Below are 18988 nucleotides of genomic sequence, written 5' to 3' on the forward strand. Positions count from 1 at the left end.
ATCTGGGCCGTTTTTCGGGGTGCCCGAAAATTTGCATTATTAGGGGTTCCCTGGTGAGATTTTTATTATTGATCGGGATGTTTTTAAATCTCCTCACACCTCCCCTGTGGGGTGCTGGGGATCCGGTCGAAGGATTCCGGAAGAGATATCTCTCACGGGAATTTAGATATGAAAAGGAGATGAGTCTTGAGGCCAAGGACGGTTTTTTTCCGATTCGTGGCGTTCCTAAAAAGGAAGGAGAGGGGGCTCTCGCCCCGAAGATCATCAAACCAACCATTGCCGTCTTTACGACCAATCTCGATTTTGAAGGGGTGAGGCGGATGTTTCAATTAAAGAAGGTTGAACTGGAGTTGTGGGACAAAGAGGCGGCGCAAAAACAGAGGGTGAAGCGGCCGCCCCTCGGTGAAACGAGGGAGGGGCAGGATCATTTGAAGAATCGATTAGAGATACCGAATTACCAGAGCGGTTCAGTCCGGATGGAGGATGGGTCGATCCTCCTGCTGAAAAGCCATTATTACCACACCAAGGATAAGACCTGGATCAAGAAGACAACAGTTACCTGGATTGGTGTTCCCCCATCACCGTCTCAAACGGTTCATTGACTTTTTGGGATAGATCCTCAACAAACTGTTAGACACGTTAACGATGTGGCTGGGTAAAATTTTAAAATACAAACAGGAAGAACTGGAGGCGATTAAGAGAAAGAGATCTCTTAAAGATGTAAGGCTCCAGGCGGAGGATCAAGAGAGAGCACGGGGGTTTGCGGATTCCCTCACCCACCCTTCGGGTCCCCCCTCTCCCGCAAGGGGAGAGGGTAACAAGGCTTGGATCATTGCCGAGATAAAAAAGGCCTCTCCGTCGGCAGGGCTCCTTCGACCGGAGTATGATCCGATCGGCATCGCACAAATGTATGAAGAGAACGGGGCCTCCGCGATCTCTATTCTGACCGATCGGCATTTTTTTCAAGGGGATCTCTCGGATCTCACAAAGGTCCGTCAGGTCGTCAGGCTGCCTGTTTTAAGGAAAGACTTCATCTTTGATGAGTATCAGATTTATGAGGCACGAGGAGCCGGTGCTGATGCGGTTCTCTTGATTGTGCGCCTTCTGGAGGGCTCCCAGCTTGAGGATTATCTTGCCTTGGCCCACGGTCTGGGGATGGCGGCGCTCGTGGAGGTTCACGATGAAAACGATTTGAATCGTGCCGTTTCGTCGGGTGCCGGACTGATCGGTGTCAACAACCGTGATCTCGATTCCCTGAAGACGGATGTTGCGGTGACGGAGCGGCTCGCCCCGAAGGCCCCGAAAGAATCGCTTCTTGTCTCCGAATCGGGCATTTCAACAAGAAAAGAGGTTGAAAGATTGCAAAAGGTGGGGGTGAACTGTTTTTTGATAGGGGAGTCGTTGCTTCGAGAAAAAGAGCCGGGACAAGCCCTAAAGGGCTTATTATCCCCACCCTGTCCCTCCCCTTAATTTAAGGGGAGGGTGAGGGAGGGGATATATGGTTAAGGTCAAGATCTGCGGCATTACTAATTTGGATGATGCCCTCGATGCGGTGGAGTTTGGTGCCGATGCCTTAGGATTCAACTTCTGGCCCGATTCACCACGTTTCATCCAGCCGGGGCAGGCCAAGAAAATGATGGAGGATCTCCCCCCCTCTGTCTGGAGGGTCGGGGTCTTTGTGAATGAGGCGTATGAGAAGGTTCGGGATATCGCTGTGGACCTTGCCCTTGATTACGTCCAGTTTCATGGGGATGAACTCCCCTCCTACTGTGACCAGTTTGCTACCCCGCATTGGAAGGGGTTTCGCCTGAGAAGTGAAGCAGATCTTGAACTCATGAAAAAATATCATTGTGATTACTTCCTCGTCGATTCTTGCATCGAAAAGATGTACGGTGGAACCGGTGTTACTGGGAACTGGGAGTTGGCACGAAAGGCAAAGGAATTCGGCAAGATTTTCCTGGCGGGGGGGCTGACGCCGGAGAACGTGCAGACCGCGATTCGTGTGGTCCGACCGGCGGGAGTTGATGTGGCAACCGGTGTCGAGGAGACACCGGGGAGAAAGAACCGGTTCAAGTTAGAGGAGTTTATTACGAAGGCAAAGGGTGTGTCATAACTCACCCCCGGCCCCTCTCTTACATTAAGAGAGGGGAGTTCGGGGGGTATGTGGAAAAAGAGAAATTATTGGGAGGGGGCGTTAATGAAAGGTCACTTTGGTACGTTTGGTGGCCAATTCGTCGCCGAGACACTCATGCCGGCCTTGAAGGAACTCGAGTTGGCCTACGAGAAGGTAGCCAAGTCAGCTTCTTTCAAAAAAAGATACCATGAGCTGGCCCGGACCTACGTCGGTCGTCCAACGCCGCTCTATCATGCGCGACATCTCTCTGAAAAACTGAAAGGGGCCCAGATTTTTCTGAAAAGGGAGGACCTCTGCCACACGGGCGCCCACAAGATCAACAACACGCTCGGTCAGTGTCTGCTTGCGAAAGAGATGGGGAAGCAGAGGGTCATTGCCGAGACGGGAGCGGGGCAGCATGGTGTAGCAACGGCGACGATGGCCGCCCTGCTGGGACAGGAGTGCGAGGTCTACATGGGAGAAGAGGACATCCAGCGCCAGTCGCCGAATGTTTTCAGGATGAAAATCCTTGGTGCAAAGGTGATCCCGGTTTTGTCAGGCTCAAGGACCCTGAAGGACGCCCTCAATGAGGCGCTTCGCGATTGGATCACGAATATCCGGACGACGCATTATTGCATCGGCTCTGTGGCCGGTCCTCATCCTTACCCGACCATGGTGCGTGATTTTCAATCGGTTATCGGAAAAGAGACAAAAAGGCAGCTTACGAAAACCCCTGATTATCTCATCGCCTGTGTGGGAGGAGGCTCCAACGCGATCGGTCTTTTTTATCCTTTTTTGAAAGAGCGTCATGTCAGAATGTTTGGGGTTGAGGCGGCTGGGGCGGCGACCCTTTGCAAGGGGCGGGTTGGTGTGCTTCATGGCTCCAAGTCGTACCTCCTCCAAAACAGCGAAGGGCAGGTGAATGAGACCCACTCCATTTCTGCCGGTCTCGATTATCCGGGAGTAGGACCGGAACATAGTTTTCTAAAAACAACCGGCAGGGTTCACTATGTGACGGTCAACGACCGACAGGCGATGGAGGGATTTTCTCTTTTGACTGAGACAGAGGGGATCATCCCGGCGCTTGAGTCATCCCATGCTATTTATTACGCGGGTCGCCTTGCGAGACGTCTGCCCCGAAACAAGGTCATTGTGGTCAATCTCTCCGGACGGGGGGATAAGGATCTTGCGACAGCAGCGAGGTATTTGGGGTTATGTCACGCATAAATTTAAAGTTTTGGGAGCTTAAAGCGCAGAAAAAAAAGGCGCTGATTCCGTTTATTGTGGCCGGCACTCCTTCTCTTAACATCACCAAGAAGCTGATCTTGGCCCTCGAAAAGGTGGGGGCCGACATCATCGAACTCGGTGTCCCTTTTTCCGACCCGATGGCGGATGGTCCGGTGATCCAGAGGGCGAGTGAGAAGTCACTCGCTGCCGGGACAAGTTTAAAAAAGATCCTCGGCCTTATCAGAGACGTTCGAAGAGAGACAGAGATTCCGATCTTGCTCATGGGATATTACAACCCGATTCTCTCCTACGGTCTCCGACGTTATGCGGTTGATGCCGCGCGTGCCGGGGTTGATGCGACATTGGTGGTTGATCTCCCCCCTGAAGAATCTCTCGAATTGGATCGTGAGTTAAAGAGGGTTGGGATTGATCTGATTTATCTCCTGGCCCCCACGTCAGGAAGGGAACGGATCCGGCTTGTCGCCAAGAGGGGGAGGGGATTTATCTATTTCGTTTCAATGACCGGTGTGACCGGTTCACGACTTAAAAACCGGCCGGAGATCAAAGGCCACGTGGCGTTGATACGTCGCCACACAGGTCTTCCGATTGCCGTTGGCTTTGGTGTGAAATCCCCCTCTGACGCGAGACAGGTCGCGCGCCTTGCCGATGGTGTTGTTATCGGGAGTGAGTTGGTGAGGAGGATCTCATCGTCATCTCACCCCCTTCGTGCCGCGGGCTCTTTTTTGAGTGCAATCGGAAAGATCTAGGGGCAGGCCTAAATGCCTGCCCCCACCGCCACCCACAACTTTTCCTTGTTTTGACCGAAAATAAACCCATGGGATTGATCGGCAGCAAAACGTTTCCTGTCAGAGGTGTTTTACACGACAGCCTCCACAACCTCTCTCAAATTATTGCCTCTGTGAGTTGCGACAAGCTGTTACCGTTGGTCCGTGAGAAGCCTTTGACAGAGGAATTCAGGGCACAACTCTTGAGCAGATACCGCCAGGCCCACGAGGATTTGGCAACGGTTCTCGGTCGGTTTGATCCAACACGAAATCCCACCGTGAAAAGGGAAGAGCTGGCACTTTATATTGGTTATCTGGATCGTCTCTTCAGCGAGGCCGCCTCAACGCTGGATGCCTCGGATCAAATATCCGCTTATCAGACGATCGGTGACCTTTTAACCCGTTGCCGGCCTGTCCGAAATTTGGATAACAATCTGTGTCTTTACACCGCCTGGCGGCAGTCAGCGGATCGCGTTCGCAGATTTGATCTGGGCCAAATTTTAGGGGCCCTTCTCACCTTTGCCCGCGAGACCCGTCCCGAGTTTTTGCAGCCGGGGACCTTGTCGGTTTTTGCAGGTGGAGTTTCTTGCGCAACAAGAGGGGCGTTGTGACGATAACTTCACTGATGTCGATCGACAGCCTCCAACAACTTGCCCGCCTCTGTGAAGAGGCAGGGGAATACGCCTCCTGGCTTGGTGATGAGATCGAAGAGGCGAACTGGGGGGATGATTGGAATCGGCCTCGACCTCGTCCGCTCCGTGGTGGGTGGGTTCATTTTACAAAGTTGGATCAGGAGTTTACCGAACCGGCTGTGGCGGTCCTGCATGAGGCAAAGATGCACCGCATCGTCGAAACGTTACGCAGTTTCTCCGGCGGAGAGGGCGCCTCTGGAAGGCTCCACAGGACGTTTGCGGGATTTGGCCATCTTGTTCCGTGGGCTGATGAGGGAGATCTCCTGGCCCGCTCTTTTACCCATCCGGTCGGTGGGGCGGCGTACCAGTTGGGTCAAAGACTTAAATTAAGGGCCTACGAGTTGCAACAGTTACGCCTGCAGATCGTGGCCGAGATCGAATCACTTGCTCGTTTGGGGAAGGGCGGGACTGCTGCCCCGATGGCAGCTCTAGTGGGAGTTCTCGTATTAACAGGAATTTTCTCCCAGATAAGACACACAGAGTAAGGAGTTAAACAACAAACATGGTTGTTGATTCCAGAACACAAGTTCTAGGTTACTTAACGCAGGGAGCTCAATCCCTCATGCGGGTCTTGGACGAGAGGAGTAAGATTCCTGGGGTTTTTCTCAAAGTCTTGGAGCCGGGGGAAGCAGCAGAGGTTGCTCGGGAGCTCAGGGCGTTGTTAGGGCAGAGGGATCCACTCAGACTTGCGCTCGGTCTTCGGTCGTCAAGAGCTTACCAATTTTATCAAAGCGACCTGACGTGCCCCTCCATTTTCGGAAGGGTTGTAGAGGCTGTTAGGGAGGGTGGAGTTGAAAGAGGAGCGAGGACTATCTACGATTATGAGGTCGATATGGTTAATTTTTATACCTCCGTTTTGTCCTTCTCTCCTGGTATCTCATTCGAGGCGGGTGTGGGGGTTATTTCTGGGATAAGAGAATGTTTCTGGATGCCTCCTGTTCACCTGATTTGGAGTTAAATATTTCGCCAAATCTATTCTGCTAAAAACAGTTGCGCCTTCTCTTCTTTCCGCTAAAAAAGCGGTTGATGACAACCCTCTACCATCCTCACGAAATAGAGCCGAAATGGCAGAACGTTTGGGAAGAGCAGAAGGTCTTTAAGGTAACAGAAGATCCTTCCCGCAAGAAATATTATTGTCTTGAGATGCTTCCCTATCCCTCCGGTCGAATCCACATGGGGCATGTCCGAAATTATTCGATCGGCGATGTAGTCGCTCGCTACAAGAGGATGAGGGGGTTCAACGTCCTTCACCCGATGGGCTGGGATGCGTTCGGGATGCCTGCGGAGAATGCGGCCATTGCCCACAAAACCCACCCCGCTCAATGGACCCAACAGAATATCCGGACGATGAAGAGTCAGCTCCAACGGATGGGGTTTTCCTACGATTGGGACCGCGAGATAGCGACCTCGGAACCGGATTACTACAAATGGGAGCAGCTCCTCTTTCTGAGGCTCTACGAAAAACGATTGGCCTACAAGAAGAGGTCATTCGTCAATTGGTGTGATTCCTGTCAGACCGTTCTGGCCAATGAGCAGGTGGAGGGGGGAAAATGCTGGCGTTGCGATTCGACGATCCTGCTCCGCCCCTTGGAGCAGTGGTTTTTGAAGATCACCGCGTATGCCAGGGAACTTCGTGAAGAGACCCATAAACTCAAGGGCTGGCCGGAAAAGGTTCTTGCGATGCAACGGGAGTGGATTGGGGAGAGTGAGGGGGCGATGGTTCGCTTTCCCATCGAGGAGAGCCCAAAGGAATCGATAGAAATTTTTACGACACGACCGGATACCCTTTTTGGAGTCACCTTTCTTTCACTTGCTGCGGAACATCCCCTTGTTCTGGAACTGTCCAAAGGCGCCTCTCAGGAGGCAGAGGTTAGAAGGTTTATTGAGAAGGTTGCCAGGATCGATCGCACCAAAAGGCTTGCGGGAGAGTATGAAAAAGAGGGGGTTTTTACCGGCGCCACCTGTCTCCATCCGCTGAACAATCGCCGTCTGCCAATTTACGCCGCCAACTTTGTCCTCATGGAGTACGGGACCGGGGCCGTCATGGCGGTCCCGGCGCACGACCAGAGGGATTTTGAGTTTGCCAGAAAATATGGTCTGCCGATTGAGGTCGTGATCCAGCCTTCCGCCACGGAACCGCTTCATCCTCAAACGATGAAAGAGGCGTATGTTGAACCGGGTGTCATGGCAAATTCCGGGCGGTTCGATGGAATCCCCTCCGAAACGGCGAAGGGCCAGATTGTGGCGAGTCTGGGATCCTGCGGAGAGAAATCGACGATCTACAAGCTTCGTGACTGGGGGATCAGTCGTCAACGATACTGGGGGGCACCGATTCCGATCCTCTACTGCCCCAATTGCGGTGAGGTTCCGGTGCCTGAGAAGGACCTGCCGGTTGTTCTTCCGACGGATGTCGCGTTTACGGGGACTGGCGGGTCGCCGCTCAAAAAGGTGGAATCTTTTCTTAAGACACCCTGTCCCAACTGTCCCGGGACGGCGACGCGGGAGACCGACACGATGGATACCTTCATGGAATCCTCCTGGTATTTTCTCCGGTATTGCTCGCCTCATCATGACCGGGGGATGTTCGATCCAAAACAGGTCGATTACTGGATGCCGGTCGATCAATACATTGGTGGTGTGGAGCATGCGGTGCTTCACCTCCTCTATGCCCGTTTCTTTTCAAAGGTGCTTCGGGATATCGGCTGGCACCATCTGAGCGAGCCTTTTGAAAACCTCCTGACGCAAGGGATGGTGATCAAGGATGGGGCCAAGATGAGCAAGTCGAAGGGGAACGTTGTTGATCCGGATGCGTTGATCGAAAAATACGGTGCGGATACCGTCAGGTTCTTCTCCCTGTTTGCCGCTCCTCCGGAAAAGGATCTTGATTGGAGTGAATCCGGTGTGGAAGGGGGGGTGCGTTTTTTAAGAAGGGTCTGGACCCTGATGGACCGGCTTATTTCTAAGGGAGAGTTTGCCGAGCGGGAATCCCCGGAAGAAAAGAGAAAGGTTCACCAGACGATCAAGAAGGTGACCGGGGATCTTGAAGAATTCCATTTTAACACGGCGATCGCCTCGCTCATGGAACTGCACAATTTTTTTCATGACTCAAAAATTGTTCCCTCGAAGAAGAGCCTCGAAACTTTCATCCTGTTGCTCACCCCCTTTGTCCCCCATTTTTGTGAGGAGCTCTGGCGCCTTTTGGGCCGCCAGGAGCTGGTCAGTACCGCCTCGTGGCCCTCCTATGAAGAGGAGGCGGTTCGGGCGGAGAGAGTGACCTTTGTCGTTCAGGTGAACGGGACCCTGCGTGCGCGGCTTGAAGTTGCTGTTGGGTTGTCCGAGGAGGCGGTTCGGGAGCTGGCCTTGAAAGAGGAAAACGTCGTTAAACACCTGGCCAGAAAAAAGGTTGTAAAGACGATCTTTGTTCCCAATCGCCTCATGAATCTGGTGGTCCAGTGATTTACGTCCTGACGGGAGACCCTTTTCTGACAGAGCGGTCCCTAAAAAATCTCAAGGTGAAACTTCTTGGCCAGGAGTTGGTGACACCTGACAGCATGCGGGTCATGGGAGGTGATGAACTGGAGGCTCGTGATCTCCTCGAATCGGCCCGTTCTCTCTCTCTGTTTTCAAAAAAAGCTGTTTTGATCGTGCGTGGGGCGGAGGATATCCGGAAAGAGGAACTGGAGAGACTGAAGGGGCATGTCCAGGAATTGGTGAACGGAGGGGAGCTTGTTTTTGTTGCCGAGAAGCTCGACCGCAAAATCAGTTTTTGGCAGGAAGTCGTCTCTGTGGCAAAGTGGCAGGAGCTTAAGGCCCTTTACCCTCGTGAGATTCCAGCCTGGATCAAGGCGGAGTGTGAGAAAAGAGGAAAACAGGTCAGTCCGGCGGCTGCAAGTTTTCTCGCGGAGAGGTATGGGGCGGAGCTTGGGTTGTTATCATCAACACTCGAGAAAGCTTTTTTGCTTATGCCGGATCAGCCGGAGATCAGCCTGGAGCTCGCTCGGGAGTGTTGTGAGTCGATCACCTGGAAGAGCCTGTTTGAACTAAGTGATGCAGTTGGCTCCAAAAATCTCCCCCGGGCACTTCAGCTTTTCCGGCAAATGACGCTGTCTGGAGAGTCGGAGGTGGGGCTCCTGGCGCTTCTGGCGAGACACTTTCGTATTCTCAAAAAGGTAAAGGAAACCGGACAGGGGGCACCCCCTTATTTTCTTCCTCAGTATCAGAGGCAGGCCTCTTCTTTTTCCCATGAAAAACTGATGCAGGCGCACGAACGTTTCTTCCGGATTGATTGGGATCTGAAGAGCTCCCCCTTGCCGCAGAAAATCCTGTTGGAGAAACTTCTTCTCAACCTTTGTCAGTAGGAAAGACGAATCAGGATTGTAACGAGGAGACAAGACTCGACAGACGCGAGGTCTGTCTTGAGGCATAGCCACGGTGGACAATCTTTTTGGTGGCGGCCCTTGAGAGTTGGGACATCACCTCTCTCAAGGAGGTCTCGGCACCCGCCTTATTTTTTGCTTGGACGGCAGAGAGAACCTTCTTCATCGTATTCTTAATCTCCGACATGACGCTTTGATTCCGCTCAGCTCGCTTCAGGCTCTGCCGGTGTCTCTTGATGGCGGAGCGATGCCTTCCCTTGACGAGCTTCCTCTTTTTCTGACTTGCGGCCTGTGCCTGTTTCTGTTCTGCCATAGAGGAGGGGACGGATACTTGGGAAGGAGGGGAAAGTCAATCGAAGAGTTCCCGCCCGGGGGCTCTACAGCTTGAGTGAAAAGGGGGTAAAATCGGTACGGCGGTCAAAGAAATCTTCCCGTTCGGCTTTTTTAAGAAAATTAACAAAACGATAGGTGACCGGTGTTAGAACGACCTCCCAGACAACTTTCAGGAGATAGTTGGTCGCCATCACCTTGAGAACGAGCTCGTTTTCCCAGAGCCCCCAGAAGGCGAGCGGGTAAAAAATGAGAGAATCGACCCCTTCCCCGACGAAGGTAGAACCGATCGTTCGCATCCATAAGAAGCGGCCTTTCGTCAGGATCTTCATTCGGGCAAGGATATAGGAATTGGAGAACTCTCCTGCAAAGAAGGCGAGGAGTGAAGAGAGGGCGATTCGAGGTGTCATGGAAAAGATGGTTTCATAGGCATTTTGATAGGGCCAGTTTTTGGCCGGTGGAAGTTTCACGATAAGCCAGCTAAAGAGGGAGGCAAAGAGGAGCGCCCCAAAACCGCTCCAGACGACTCGTCGTGACCGGGCATAACCGTACACCTCGGTCAGGACATCTCCAAAAATATAGCTGACGGGAAAAACAAGGATTCCAGCCCCAAAGTCAAATCCGCCAATTGAGGCGACCTTTGAGGCGCTGATGATGTTGGAACAAAGAAGGATCGTGACGAAGGTTGCCATCAATAAATCGTAGTATTTGTAAGGCCTGTCCATAGACATTCTTATGTATGAAGGGGGGGTAGAATATCAAATCCTGAATTTTATTTTTTACCTCATTAATTGTCGTGACTTTTCGACCCTCCTAAGCCATTTTTTGAGGCATGAGTGAGGGGGAGATCCTCAAACGTGCCGGTCACGTCGGCTTCTTTACCTTAATCAGCAGGATCACCGGGCTTCTTCGCGATATGGCGATCGCCTATGCCTTTGGGGCCAGGGCAGTGGCCGATGCCTTTTTTGTTGCCTTCCGGATTCCCAACCTTCTCCGGCGCCTATTTGCCGAAGGGGCGTTGACGATCTCCTTTGTTCCCGTCTTTACCGAGACCTACCGGCGTGATCCGGAGGAGGCAAAGAAGCTGGCAAACGTTTCCTGGAGCCTTCTGGCAGTCGTTCTGGCCGGGATTTCCTTTTTGGGGATTTTACTTTCCCCATGGATTGTCCGGCTTATTGCGTGGGGATTTACGTCGGATCCCGAAAAATTTCGGCTGACCGTTTTTCTGACAAGGATCATCTTTCCCTACATTTTTCTCGTCTCACTGGCTGCTTGGGCGATGGGGGTTCTCAATTCCCTCAAGCATTTTGCCGCCCCTGCCTCTTCTTCCATTTTTATGAATCTGGGGATCATCGTGGGGGCGCTGGGGCTGTCTTATTTTACGAATCCCCCTGTTCTCGGGCTTGCCTTGGGGGTCTTGTTAGGGGGGATTTGGCAACTTTGGATCCACTTCCCTTTTTTGAAGAAATTTGGATTTTTTCCGAAGGTTCAGTGGGATCCCTCTCATCCCGGGGTTAAAAAAATTCTTGGAATGATGCTCCCCGCCGCCTTTGGGGCTGCTGTTTATCAGTTTAATGTTATCGTCATTACGCAACTCGCCTCGTTTCTCCCCGCCGGTGCCGTTTCTTACCTCTGGTACGCCGATCGTATCATGGAGTTTCCGCTCGGGATCTGGGGGATTGCAATGGCCACCGTCTTGCTCCCCTCACTTTCGGATCACGCCGCCGAACGGGACTATGAAAAACTCAAAGAGACGCTTCGGTACGGACTTCGGATGGTTCTTTTCCTGTCGATTCCTGCGGCTGGGGGGCTGATGGTACTTGCGGAACCGATCGTTCGTCTTCTTTTTGAGCACGGGACCTTCTCTGCCGACTCGACCGTTCAGACCGCGCATGCCTTGATCTTCTTTGCGATCGGCCTTCCGTTTATCTCAGGGGTTCGGATCACCTCGAATGCCTTTTATTCCGTTCAGGACTCCAAATCTCCCGTCAAGACGGCGGCTGTTTCCATGGGGTTCAATTTGCTTCTTGCACTCCTTTTTATGGGTCGAATGGGTCACAATGGACTTGCGCTTGCGATCAGCCTCTCTTCCTTTGTTAACCTGCTTCTCCAGCTTTGGGTCTTTCGTCGGAAAATGGGCCGTCTCGGTCTTAAGGCCATCGGGTGGGGGGTTTTAAAAACATCACTCTCAACGCTTGTCATGATGGTCTTTCTCAAGTTTTTGCAAGGCACTTTCTTTTACGATGTGGTGGGTGGATGGCGTGAGGCGGTTTGGCTTGTTCTACTTATCAGTGCCGGTCTTCTCTCATTCCTTGGCATGGAATTTATTCTCCGGGGCCGTGAGGTGCAGGAGTTTTTTCTTGTCCTTCAGAAAAGGGGAGGAAAACGGTAATTGTTTTCCCGGTACCCGGTTGTTTAAATTCAAGGTGGCAGGCATGCAGGTAGAGACGATTGGCCGGTGGACCTTTGTAGAGTAGATCCCCCACAATCGGATGTCCGATTGCCGCCAGGTGGGCCCGGATCTGGTGGCGGCGCCCTGTCTTTAGGGTGACGCGAAGCCACGTCATGCGTACCCCGGCCCCCCTTACCTTAAGGGGGGCGTAGTAGGTCACCGCCTCCTGCCCCTTGTTCCTCCTTGCCTCCGCAAGGTTTTTGTAGACCTTGACCCTCTTTGATGATTTTGGGTTAGGTCCAATCGGCCAATTAATCCTTCCTGATTTTTTGATCTCCCCTTCAACCAGCGCCAGATATTCCTTTTTAACTTTGTTTTTAGAAAACATCTCTCGCATCTTTTGATACGTCTCTTCGTTTCTGGCGAAAACGAGGAGCCCCGAAGTCGCTCTATCCAATCGATGGCAGGCGCCGTGATCCTGGCCGCCGACTTTCATGATCTCCGGAAAGTCATTCTGAAGAAGGGCCGATGGATCTAAAGTTCCGGCCGGTTTATTGACGATGAGAAGGTCGTTGTCTTGGTAGAGCACCCTTTTCTCCATCACCGATACACACTCCCAATCCAGGCGACGAGCAGATTGCTGATCGTGTGAAAGAGAACGGAGGCTGTGATCGCTCCTGTCTTTTCACGGAGCCACCCAAAGACGAGACCCGGGAAAAAAATGGCGAAGTGCCACCAGGCGAGCTGGATCACACTGTGGGAAAAGGCAAACAGGAGTGAGGTCACGACAATGGCGGCAAGTGGTTTTAGTTTTCGTGAGAGGAGCGGCTGAAGCCAACCCCTGAAGAAAAACTCCTCCGGCAACGCAACAAGAAAAAGATGGGTCATGAGGAGTCGTTGAATGTCCGGGATGACCCCCTCCCGAAATTGCGTTTCCAAAAAGAGAGACTGGTAGAAATGGTTGGCGATCAGAAAGAGGGGGAAGAGCAGAAGCGACGTGAGGCAGAAACAGCGAAGTGAACGGATCAACTCGGAGAAGGAACCTTCAAAAAAGGGCAAATCAAGACGACGGATCCTTTGATGGAGGTACGGGACATAAATAAGCAGGAGGGCTATAAAGAGGTGGGGCTGGCCACCGATAAAGGGGCTATCTCTGAATTGGGCGATAAGACGTGCGGCGGTCAGAAATCCGATCAGGATGAGTGTTGTTTCAATCCACATGACGATTCTTCTTCGCAAGATACCGGTACATTCCAAGGAAAAATAACGAGACGGCAAAACCGACGATCATCCCGGTTGAGAGAAATCCGAAGTAGATGCCCCGGTCTGAATCAGCCCGAAAAAATTCAACAACCATACGGGGGAGTGACCAGAAAATCGCAAGCAGACAGGTCGTCTGTCCGTCAAACTTCCGGCGTCTGTAGAACCAGTTAATAAAGAGGAACAGAAGGACAGAGTGGATCATCGAGTAGATTTGTGTTGGGTGGAGCGGAATAGCCCCCATAAAATAATGCGCGGTCGAGGCGGGGTCATGAAAGGTGATTCCCCAGGGGAGGTCCGTTGGACGACCGTAGCAACAACCAATGAGGAGACAGGCCAGTCGGAGAAAGAATTTGATAATCGGTGCGGCAACGCAGAGAATATCAAAATAAGGCAAGGGAGCGAGCTTGCGGATACGGAAGTAAATCCAGAAGGAGAGGCCGATTGTTAAAAAACCTCCCCATGAAACGAATCCGCCGCGGCCGAACTCAAGGACTCGCATCGGTTTTTCCCAATAATAATCGGGCGCCTCTACGAGGATGTGAAAAATTCTTGCACCCAAAACAGCACCGATAAATCCGATCAGTCCCATGTCCAGAATCACATCGGCTTTAAGTCCATTTTTTCGGCCGATCCAGACGGCATAGGTGGTTCCGACCAGCGCGGCGATCGTGATGAGGAAAAAGAAGGAAGGGACTTGATAGGAACCGATGCTAAAAAGGATTGGTCTCATCTCTTCTCTTTTGATTTCATCAAGAGGAAGGTCAGGCCGATGACCCCTACCGTGATGGCGGCATCGGCGACGTTAAAGGCAGGCCACTCCAGCTTGATGTGCCAGTTCCAGGTGCCGATCGACCCGTTGACCCACTGATTCTTCCAGTGAAAAGAAAGGAAGTCGATCACCTCACCCCGGAAAATCCGGTCAAAGATGTTTCCGAGGGCTCCTCCCAAAATGAGGGCCAGGGCAACAAAAGGGCTCCTTCGCTCGTCCGAGAGACGAAAATAGTAGAGCAGAATAGCGATGAGCGCGATGGTGGAGGTTGTGAAGAAGAAGGGGAGTCGTATGGAGTCGGGAAGATTGGCAAAGGCACCGAAGGCGGCGCCTGGGTTACGGGTATGGGTCAAATCAAAAAAATCAGGGATGATCGGGACAGGATGACTGAGCGGAACCGTCTGGATTATGATCCATTTTGCAACCTGATCGGTCAGGAAGACCAGGGGTGAAATAAAAAGAAGCGTTTTTGTCTTCATTCTCATCCGATTGTTTCCATGACCCTCACGCATCGTGGGCAGAGTTCCGGATGTTTTGAGGAGAGTCCGGTTTCAGTGTGATAATTCCAGCAGCGAGGGCACTTTTTGCCGGAGGCCTTCTGAACCTCAATCCAGAGTGTCGGGAAGGGGGTGGAGATTTCGCTATTTTCGCCCGGCTCTTTGGCCCAGTCGACCTGGGACACCAGAAGCAGCGAGGGGAGTTCGTTCCTGAAAGAGGCCAGGGCCTGTTTGGGTTCATTCTCCGCATACAGGATAACGCGGGCCTCAAGAGAACTGCCGATCAGTTTTTTATTACGGGCCTTCTCAAGTGATTTGAAAATCTCGTCCCGGGGATTGGAGCCATCAATCGTGCCAGCGAAGAGGCGATCTCAAAAAGGATCTTTTGGGCCCCGCGTCGTGAAGGGTCATTGGGGGCTGAGGCGTACAGGCGGTCCTTCAGGACATCCAGATAGAAAGAGGAAAGGGTGACGGTGCAGAACCGGTTCAATTCGTGGAAGATCGTGTGAAAGTTGAATTGATCGTATCCCTCACGGACGCGTTGGATCAGTTTTTGAAGCTGATGCACGGCCCAACGGTCGATTTCCAGAAGTTGGGCGTCCGTGTTCTCATCCGGACGATAGTCGTAGAGGTTTCCCAGAAGATAACGGCAGGTGTTGCGGATCTTCCGGTAGGCATCGACCAGGCGGAGCAGGATCTCCTGTGAGACCCGAATATCTGTTCGATAATCCTCCGCGGCAACCCAGAGTCGCAGAATCTCCGCACCATATTCCTTCAGGAATTTTTCGGGCGGGACATAATTTCCGGCCGACTTCGAATATTTTTTTCCATCTCCGTCCACAACAAAGCCGTGGGTGAGAACGGTTTTATAAGGGGCCTTCTTGCGAGTTCCTATGGAGGCGAGGAGGGCGGAATGAAACCAGCCGCGGTGTTGATCGCTTCCCTCCAGATAAAGGTTTGCCGGAAACTGGAGGGAAGGATTTTTTTCAAGGACGGCCGCAAAACTGACGCCGGAATCGAACCAGACATCGAGGATGTCTTCCTCCTTCTCCCATTTTTTGCTATGACAATGAGGACAGGTTGGGGAAGAACCGATCAGACCTTCCGTGGTCTCCGCAAACCAGATGTCAGAACCTTCCTTTTCCATTCGGTCGGCAATTTTTTCGATCAGGTCGGCATCCAGGAGGTAGTGATTGCAGGAGGCGCAACGGAACGCGATAATCGGGACCCCCCAGCTTCTCTGACGCGAAAGGCACCAGTCCGGCCGGTTCTGGATCATTCCCAGGATCCGTTCACGGCCCCAGACGGGGACCCATTCTGTCCTCCGAATGGCGTCTACCGCTTTTTCCCGCAGATCATTCTGCTTGAGTGAAAGAAACCATTGTTCCGTCGCACGGAAGATGAGCGGGTTCTTGCAACGCCAGCAATGGGGATAGCTGTGACGGATCTTTTCCTGTTTTAAGAGCCGTCCCTTCTCCTGCAGTTTCTGGATCACGTGTTGGTTGGCCTCAAAAACGTCTAAACCAACCCATTCAGGAATGCCGCACTCCTCCGTAAATTTTCCGCAGGCGTCGACGGGGGTGAGGATTGGGAGATGGTACTCTTGCCCGATGACAAAATCTTCCTCTCCATGCCCCGGTGCCGTGTGGACAGAGCCGGTGCCGGTGTCGATCGTCACATGGTTGGACAGAATGATGAGGGAGTCACGTTCCAGAAACGGATGCCGACATCTCTTTCTTTCAAGGATCTTTCCGGAAAACCGCTCAACCGGTTCTGGCTCAGGTATCCCCATCGTTTTACAGAAGGAGCCCGCGAGATTCTTGGCAACAACGAGGTATTCTTCACCAAACGGGATGATCACATAGTCGTGAAGGGGGTGAAGGGCAATCGCAAGGTTGGCGGGCAGTGTCCAGGGGGTTGTTGTCCAGATCACGAGTGAAAGCGGCTTGTTTTTAAGATTAGGGAAGAATTCTTTTACATTTTCCACAAAAGGGAACTTGACATAAATGGAGGGGGACTCCTTTTCTTCGTACTCCGTCTCTGCCTCTGCAAGGGCGGTGCGACAACGGGCACACCAAAGGACCGGCTTTTTCCCCTTATAGATTTGGCCCTCGCGCACGAACCGTCCAAGCTCTCGTGCAATCGTTCCTTCGTAGAGAGGGCTCATCGTCATATAAGGGTGATCCCAGTCCCCCAAAATTCCAAGCCGCTTGAATTCATTTCTCTGGATGTCGATGTATTTGGTGGCGTACTCGCGGCAGGCCTTCCGGATTTGCACCTTCGACATTGTTTTTTTCTTTGGTCCGAGATCCTTGTCGACCTGATGCTCAATGGGCAGACCATGGCAATCCCATCCGGGGACGTACGGACTTAAATGACCGGTCATGTTCTTGTACTTGATGACGATGTCTTTCAGAACCTTGTTTAAGATATGGCCGAAATGGATGCTCCCATTGGCGTAGGGAGGTCCGTCATGCAGGATGTATTTCGGTTGATCGGCATTCTTCGTGATTATTTTCTCGTAGAGATTAAGACCCTCCCAATGCTTGAGACGATCGGGTTCACGAACCGCGAGGTCAGCCTTCATCGGAAAATCGGTCTTTGGGAGATTAAGGGTTTCCTTATAGTTGGGGGTCATCAAAAAACCCTCATCATTCCTCGACACCCAGATTTGTCATCTTGAAACTGTCGGAACGCAGCAGATCGGCAATCTTTTTGAAGATCTTTTTCTCCTCACGATACGTGCTTCGTTGATAGCCGGCCAGACTTCTGACCGGGGCTGTGATCTGCACCTCTGCCTTGCCATCCCGTTCCTGGACCTTGAGGCGGAGATGGAAGTAGGCGCCAATCGTTCCGTAATCCTTCTCGCCGAAGACCTCTGTGTAGTGAGAGGTTGCTTTAGTCGGCATCCATTCCGTCACGACTGTTTTCTCCTCAGAATTTTCCTTCTGAATTTCATAGTCGTTTAAGCGGAGCGACTTCTTGGCGGCATCAAAGGTCTCATCGACTGATGCTGCAAAGGAGCGTGAGATCGGTTGAATCGGCCGGTCTTTACCCTGGACAACCGCCTTGTTACAACCCGTCAAGGCCAAGAGAATAATGAGAAAGGTTCTCATGCTTTTCTCTTTCGTTTCTTTACATAGAGCCCCAATGCGATCAACACCAAAACAAGCGCTATCATCTGTGAAACGGAGAGCCACGGATCGATGAGGAACGTCCGTGCGAGACTCCCACGAAAATACTCGAGCAGAAAACGTGCGAGACCATAGAGGATTAAATAGGTGATAAAAACCTGCCCCTGAAAATGGGGTTTTCGGCGGATGAGCAGGAGTGTCAGGAAGATCAGAAAAACCGATCCGGACTCCATGAGCTGTGTAGGATAGAGGGCGATCCCCGCCGGGGCGAGTGAGAACGGGAGATCAGGATAAATAATCGATAGAGGGCCGCTGGTGGGGGCACCATGACAACAACCGGCGGCAAAACAGCCGAGTCTTCCAATCGCATGTCCGAGCGCGATACCGGGTGAGAAGATATCGGAGAGTTTCAGGAAGGAGATCTGGTAGCGACGTCCATAAAGGATGGCACTCAGAACTGCCCCGACAAATCCACCGTAGAAAACCAGGCCACCTTCCCATATTTTGAGGATATCAAGGGGATTTTGGAGATAGCGTCTCCACTCGATGAAAATATAGAGGATTCTTGATCCGATCAGGGCACCGAGGATCAAGTAGAAGGAGAGGTCGAGAATTTTCTCCTTCGGAAAGCCGGCCAGACGACCTTCCCGTGTCGACCAACCGATTCCTGCGAGAAATGCAAGCGCTACGAGGAGGCCATAGGTATAGATCCGGACTCCCCCAAGGATCGGAATTTCAAATAATACCGGGAACATGGCCGGACTATACTGTGATTCACTTTAAAGTAAAGGATCAAAGAGGGGCTGTAATCGACTTATTCTTCATCAATTAGCCGTACAGCTGGCGTTGCCAAGCGCTATAGTACAAGTCGTTCCAACGACACTGCTTCCGAGCTGGCCAACGCAGTTCCCAGAGACAACGGTGAGCATCCGGCTAAGCGTGCCACAGCTGAACGGTGAGATTATTCCTGCTACAAATACATCGCTTGAAGTGAAGGTGCAGGGACCTGATGTCACTTGGCGATTTGCAGTGCCTCCCCAGCCCCCAGATGCCTTCGTCACCGTACCGGTGGCATTGCCACCTGATATGGTCAGTTCTATGGACCCACTGGTCGCTGTTTGACTAGAAACGGTCGAAGCCGAACTCTCCATCGATACCCCCACGGAAAAGGCAGGACAGGTGCTTGCAGTAATCGTCCCTCTTGTCAGAGTAAACGTCGACGGAAGATTAACAGATTGCTGTTGTTGCTGCGAAGTACAATCCCTCGAGCAGGTCGTTGTTGTCTCTCCCCTCGCCGCCTGACAACTCCCGTCCCCACAATAACCGCCTCCCCCGGCAACACTCCCGCAATCCGACGGACAGTTCGTCGGTGACTCCGAACCGTTGCAAAGGGCATCCCCGCAGATCTCA

At 52.3% G+C, this 18988-nt stretch carries 20 protein-coding genes and 1 pseudogene; 11 read left to right on the top strand and 10 right to left on the bottom strand.

Features of this window, described 5'->3' with window-relative positions:
- The first annotated feature begins 53 nt into the window (after positions 1–53).
- From HYT77_01440 to holA, 10 genes are all read left to right on the top strand, one after another.
- The gene (locus HYT77_01440) at positions 54–602 is read left to right on the top strand and encodes a hypothetical protein (protein ID MBI2066663.1); all 549 of its coding nucleotides are present in this window, start codon (positions 54–56) and stop codon (positions 600–602) included.
- Positions 603–645: 43 nt separating this feature from the next.
- Complete coding sequence (trpC, locus tag HYT77_01445) at positions 646–1470, top strand: indole-3-glycerol phosphate synthase TrpC (GenBank protein ID MBI2066664.1); 825 nt, start codon at positions 646–648, stop codon at positions 1468–1470.
- A 28-nt stretch (positions 1471–1498) separates the two neighbouring features.
- On the top strand, positions 1499–2113 hold the full coding sequence (locus HYT77_01450; GenBank protein MBI2066665.1) for a phosphoribosylanthranilate isomerase: 615 nt from the start codon (positions 1499–1501) through the stop codon (positions 2111–2113).
- 48 nt (positions 2114–2161) lie between these two features.
- Complete coding sequence (trpB, locus tag HYT77_01455) at positions 2162–3340, top strand: tryptophan synthase subunit beta (protein ID MBI2066666.1); 1179 nt, start codon at positions 2162–2164, stop codon at positions 3338–3340.
- Positions 3328–4107 (top strand): tryptophan synthase subunit alpha, encoded by a 780-nt coding sequence (locus tag HYT77_01460; protein ID MBI2066667.1) that lies wholly within the window; start codon positions 3328–3330, stop codon positions 4105–4107. Before trpB ends, HYT77_01460 begins: the two co-directional genes overlap by 13 nt.
- A gap of 68 nt (positions 4108–4175) precedes the next feature.
- On the top strand, positions 4176–4736 hold the full coding sequence (locus tag HYT77_01465; GenBank protein MBI2066668.1) for a hypothetical protein: 561 nt from the start codon (positions 4176–4178) through the stop codon (positions 4734–4736).
- Complete coding sequence (locus tag HYT77_01470) at positions 4733–5302, top strand: hypothetical protein (GenBank protein ID MBI2066669.1); 570 nt, start codon at positions 4733–4735, stop codon at positions 5300–5302. The genes HYT77_01465 and HYT77_01470 overlap by 4 nt, the downstream gene beginning before the upstream one ends.
- 17 nt (positions 5303–5319) lie before the next feature.
- The gene (locus HYT77_01475) at positions 5320–5775 is read left to right on the top strand and encodes a hypothetical protein (protein ID MBI2066670.1); all 456 of its coding nucleotides are present in this window, start codon (positions 5320–5322) and stop codon (positions 5773–5775) included.
- Positions 5776–5843: 68 nt separating this feature from the next.
- Positions 5844–8273 carry a leucine--tRNA ligase gene (locus tag HYT77_01480; protein ID MBI2066671.1) on the top strand — a complete coding sequence of 810 codons (2430 nt, stop codon included), beginning with the start codon at positions 5844–5846 and terminating at the stop codon, positions 8271–8273.
- Positions 8270–9175, top strand: a complete 906-nt coding sequence (gene holA / locus HYT77_01485; GenBank protein MBI2066672.1) for a DNA polymerase III subunit delta — start codon at positions 8270–8272, stop codon at positions 9173–9175. Before HYT77_01480 ends, holA begins: the two co-directional genes overlap by 4 nt.
- A gap of 10 nt (positions 9176–9185) precedes the next feature.
- On the opposite strand, the gene rpsT is transcribed toward holA, so the two are convergent.
- Positions 9186–9506, bottom strand: coding sequence for a 30S ribosomal protein S20 (rpsT, locus tag HYT77_01490; protein ID MBI2066673.1), 321 nt, complete (start codon positions 9504–9506; stop codon positions 9186–9188).
- 64 nt (positions 9507–9570) lie between these two features.
- Complete coding sequence (locus HYT77_01495) at positions 9571–10254, bottom strand: queuosine precursor transporter (GenBank protein ID MBI2066674.1); 684 nt, start codon at positions 10252–10254, stop codon at positions 9571–9573.
- 101 nt (positions 10255–10355) lie between these two features.
- Here HYT77_01495 and murJ point away from each other — a divergent pair, with 101 nt between their 5' ends.
- Complete coding sequence (gene murJ / locus HYT77_01500) at positions 10356–11915, top strand: murein biosynthesis integral membrane protein MurJ (protein ID MBI2066675.1); 1560 nt, start codon at positions 10356–10358, stop codon at positions 11913–11915.
- On the opposite strand, the gene HYT77_01505 is transcribed toward murJ, so the two are convergent.
- The 8 genes and pseudogenes from HYT77_01505 to HYT77_01540 form a co-directional block, all read right to left on the bottom strand.
- Positions 11848–12519 carry an RluA family pseudouridine synthase gene (locus tag HYT77_01505; GenBank protein ID MBI2066676.1) on the bottom strand — a complete coding sequence of 224 codons (672 nt, stop codon included), beginning with the start codon at positions 12517–12519 and terminating at the stop codon, positions 11848–11850. The genes murJ and HYT77_01505 overlap by 68 nt on opposite strands.
- Positions 12516–13136 (bottom strand): CPBP family intramembrane metalloprotease, encoded by a 621-nt coding sequence (locus HYT77_01510; protein MBI2066677.1) that lies wholly within the window; start codon positions 13134–13136, stop codon positions 12516–12518. Before HYT77_01510 ends, HYT77_01505 begins: the two co-directional genes overlap by 4 nt.
- Complete coding sequence (locus tag HYT77_01515; protein ID MBI2066678.1) at positions 13126–13908, bottom strand: prolipoprotein diacylglyceryl transferase; 783 nt, start codon at positions 13906–13908, stop codon at positions 13126–13128. The genes HYT77_01510 and HYT77_01515 overlap by 11 nt, the downstream gene beginning before the upstream one ends.
- On the bottom strand, positions 13905–14426 hold the full coding sequence (gene lspA / locus HYT77_01520; protein MBI2066679.1) for a signal peptidase II: 522 nt from the start codon (positions 14424–14426) through the stop codon (positions 13905–13907). The genes HYT77_01515 and lspA overlap by 4 nt, the downstream gene beginning before the upstream one ends.
- A 2-nt stretch (positions 14427–14428) precedes the next feature.
- Positions 14429–17082, bottom strand: a pseudogene (gene ileS / locus HYT77_01525) (isoleucine--tRNA ligase).
- A gap of 13 nt (positions 17083–17095) precedes the next feature.
- The gene (locus tag HYT77_01530; GenBank protein MBI2066680.1) at positions 17096–17560 is read right to left on the bottom strand and encodes a hypothetical protein; all 465 of its coding nucleotides are present in this window, start codon (positions 17558–17560) and stop codon (positions 17096–17098) included.
- Complete coding sequence (lgt, locus tag HYT77_01535; protein MBI2066681.1) at positions 17557–18333, bottom strand: prolipoprotein diacylglyceryl transferase; 777 nt, start codon at positions 18331–18333, stop codon at positions 17557–17559. The genes HYT77_01530 and lgt overlap by 4 nt, the downstream gene beginning before the upstream one ends.
- A gap of 69 nt (positions 18334–18402) precedes the next feature.
- Positions 18403–18988: hypothetical protein (locus HYT77_01540; GenBank protein MBI2066682.1), on the bottom strand; the 586-nt coding region annotated here is incomplete at its 5' end.

The organism is Deltaproteobacteria bacterium (assembly GCA_016180855.1).
Classification (GTDB): domain Bacteria; phylum UBA10199; class UBA10199; order JACPAL01; family JACPAL01; genus JACPAL01.

Coding starts and splice junctions, on each gene's coding strand:
- HYT77_01495 (MBI2066674.1), bottom strand. CDS start 10,254: ATGTCTATGGACAGGCCTTACAAATACTACGATTTATTGATGGCAACC.
- HYT77_01450 (MBI2066665.1), top strand. CDS start 1,499: ATGGTTAAGGTCAAGATCTGCGGCATTACTAATTTGGATGATGCCCTC.
- HYT77_01530 (MBI2066680.1), bottom strand. CDS start 17,560: ATGAGAACCTTTCTCATTATTCTCTTGGCCTTGACGGGTTGTAACAAG.
- HYT77_01465 (MBI2066668.1), top strand. CDS start 4,176: ATGGGATTGATCGGCAGCAAAACGTTTCCTGTCAGAGGTGTTTTACAC.
- trpC (MBI2066664.1), top strand. CDS start 646: ATGTGGCTGGGTAAAATTTTAAAATACAAACAGGAAGAACTGGAGGCG.
- rpsT (MBI2066673.1), bottom strand. CDS start 9,506: ATGGCAGAACAGAAACAGGCACAGGCCGCAAGTCAGAAAAAGAGGAAG.
- HYT77_01480 (MBI2066671.1), top strand. CDS start 5,844: ATGACAACCCTCTACCATCCTCACGAAATAGAGCCGAAATGGCAGAAC.
- HYT77_01475 (MBI2066670.1), top strand. CDS start 5,320: ATGGTTGTTGATTCCAGAACACAAGTTCTAGGTTACTTAACGCAGGGA.
- lgt (MBI2066681.1), bottom strand. CDS start 18,333: ATGTTCCCGGTATTATTTGAAATTCCGATCCTTGGGGGAGTCCGGATC.
- HYT77_01515 (MBI2066678.1), bottom strand. CDS start 13,908: ATGAGACCAATCCTTTTTAGCATCGGTTCCTATCAAGTCCCTTCCTTC.
- murJ (MBI2066675.1), top strand. CDS start 10,356: ATGAGTGAGGGGGAGATCCTCAAACGTGCCGGTCACGTCGGCTTCTTT.
- trpB (MBI2066666.1), top strand. CDS start 2,162: ATGTGGAAAAAGAGAAATTATTGGGAGGGGGCGTTAATGAAAGGTCAC.
- lspA (MBI2066679.1), bottom strand. CDS start 14,426: ATGAAGACAAAAACGCTTCTTTTTATTTCACCCCTGGTCTTCCTGACC.
- HYT77_01460 (MBI2066667.1), top strand. CDS start 3,328: ATGTCACGCATAAATTTAAAGTTTTGGGAGCTTAAAGCGCAGAAAAAA.
- HYT77_01510 (MBI2066677.1), bottom strand. CDS start 13,136: ATGTGGATTGAAACAACACTCATCCTGATCGGATTTCTGACCGCCGCA.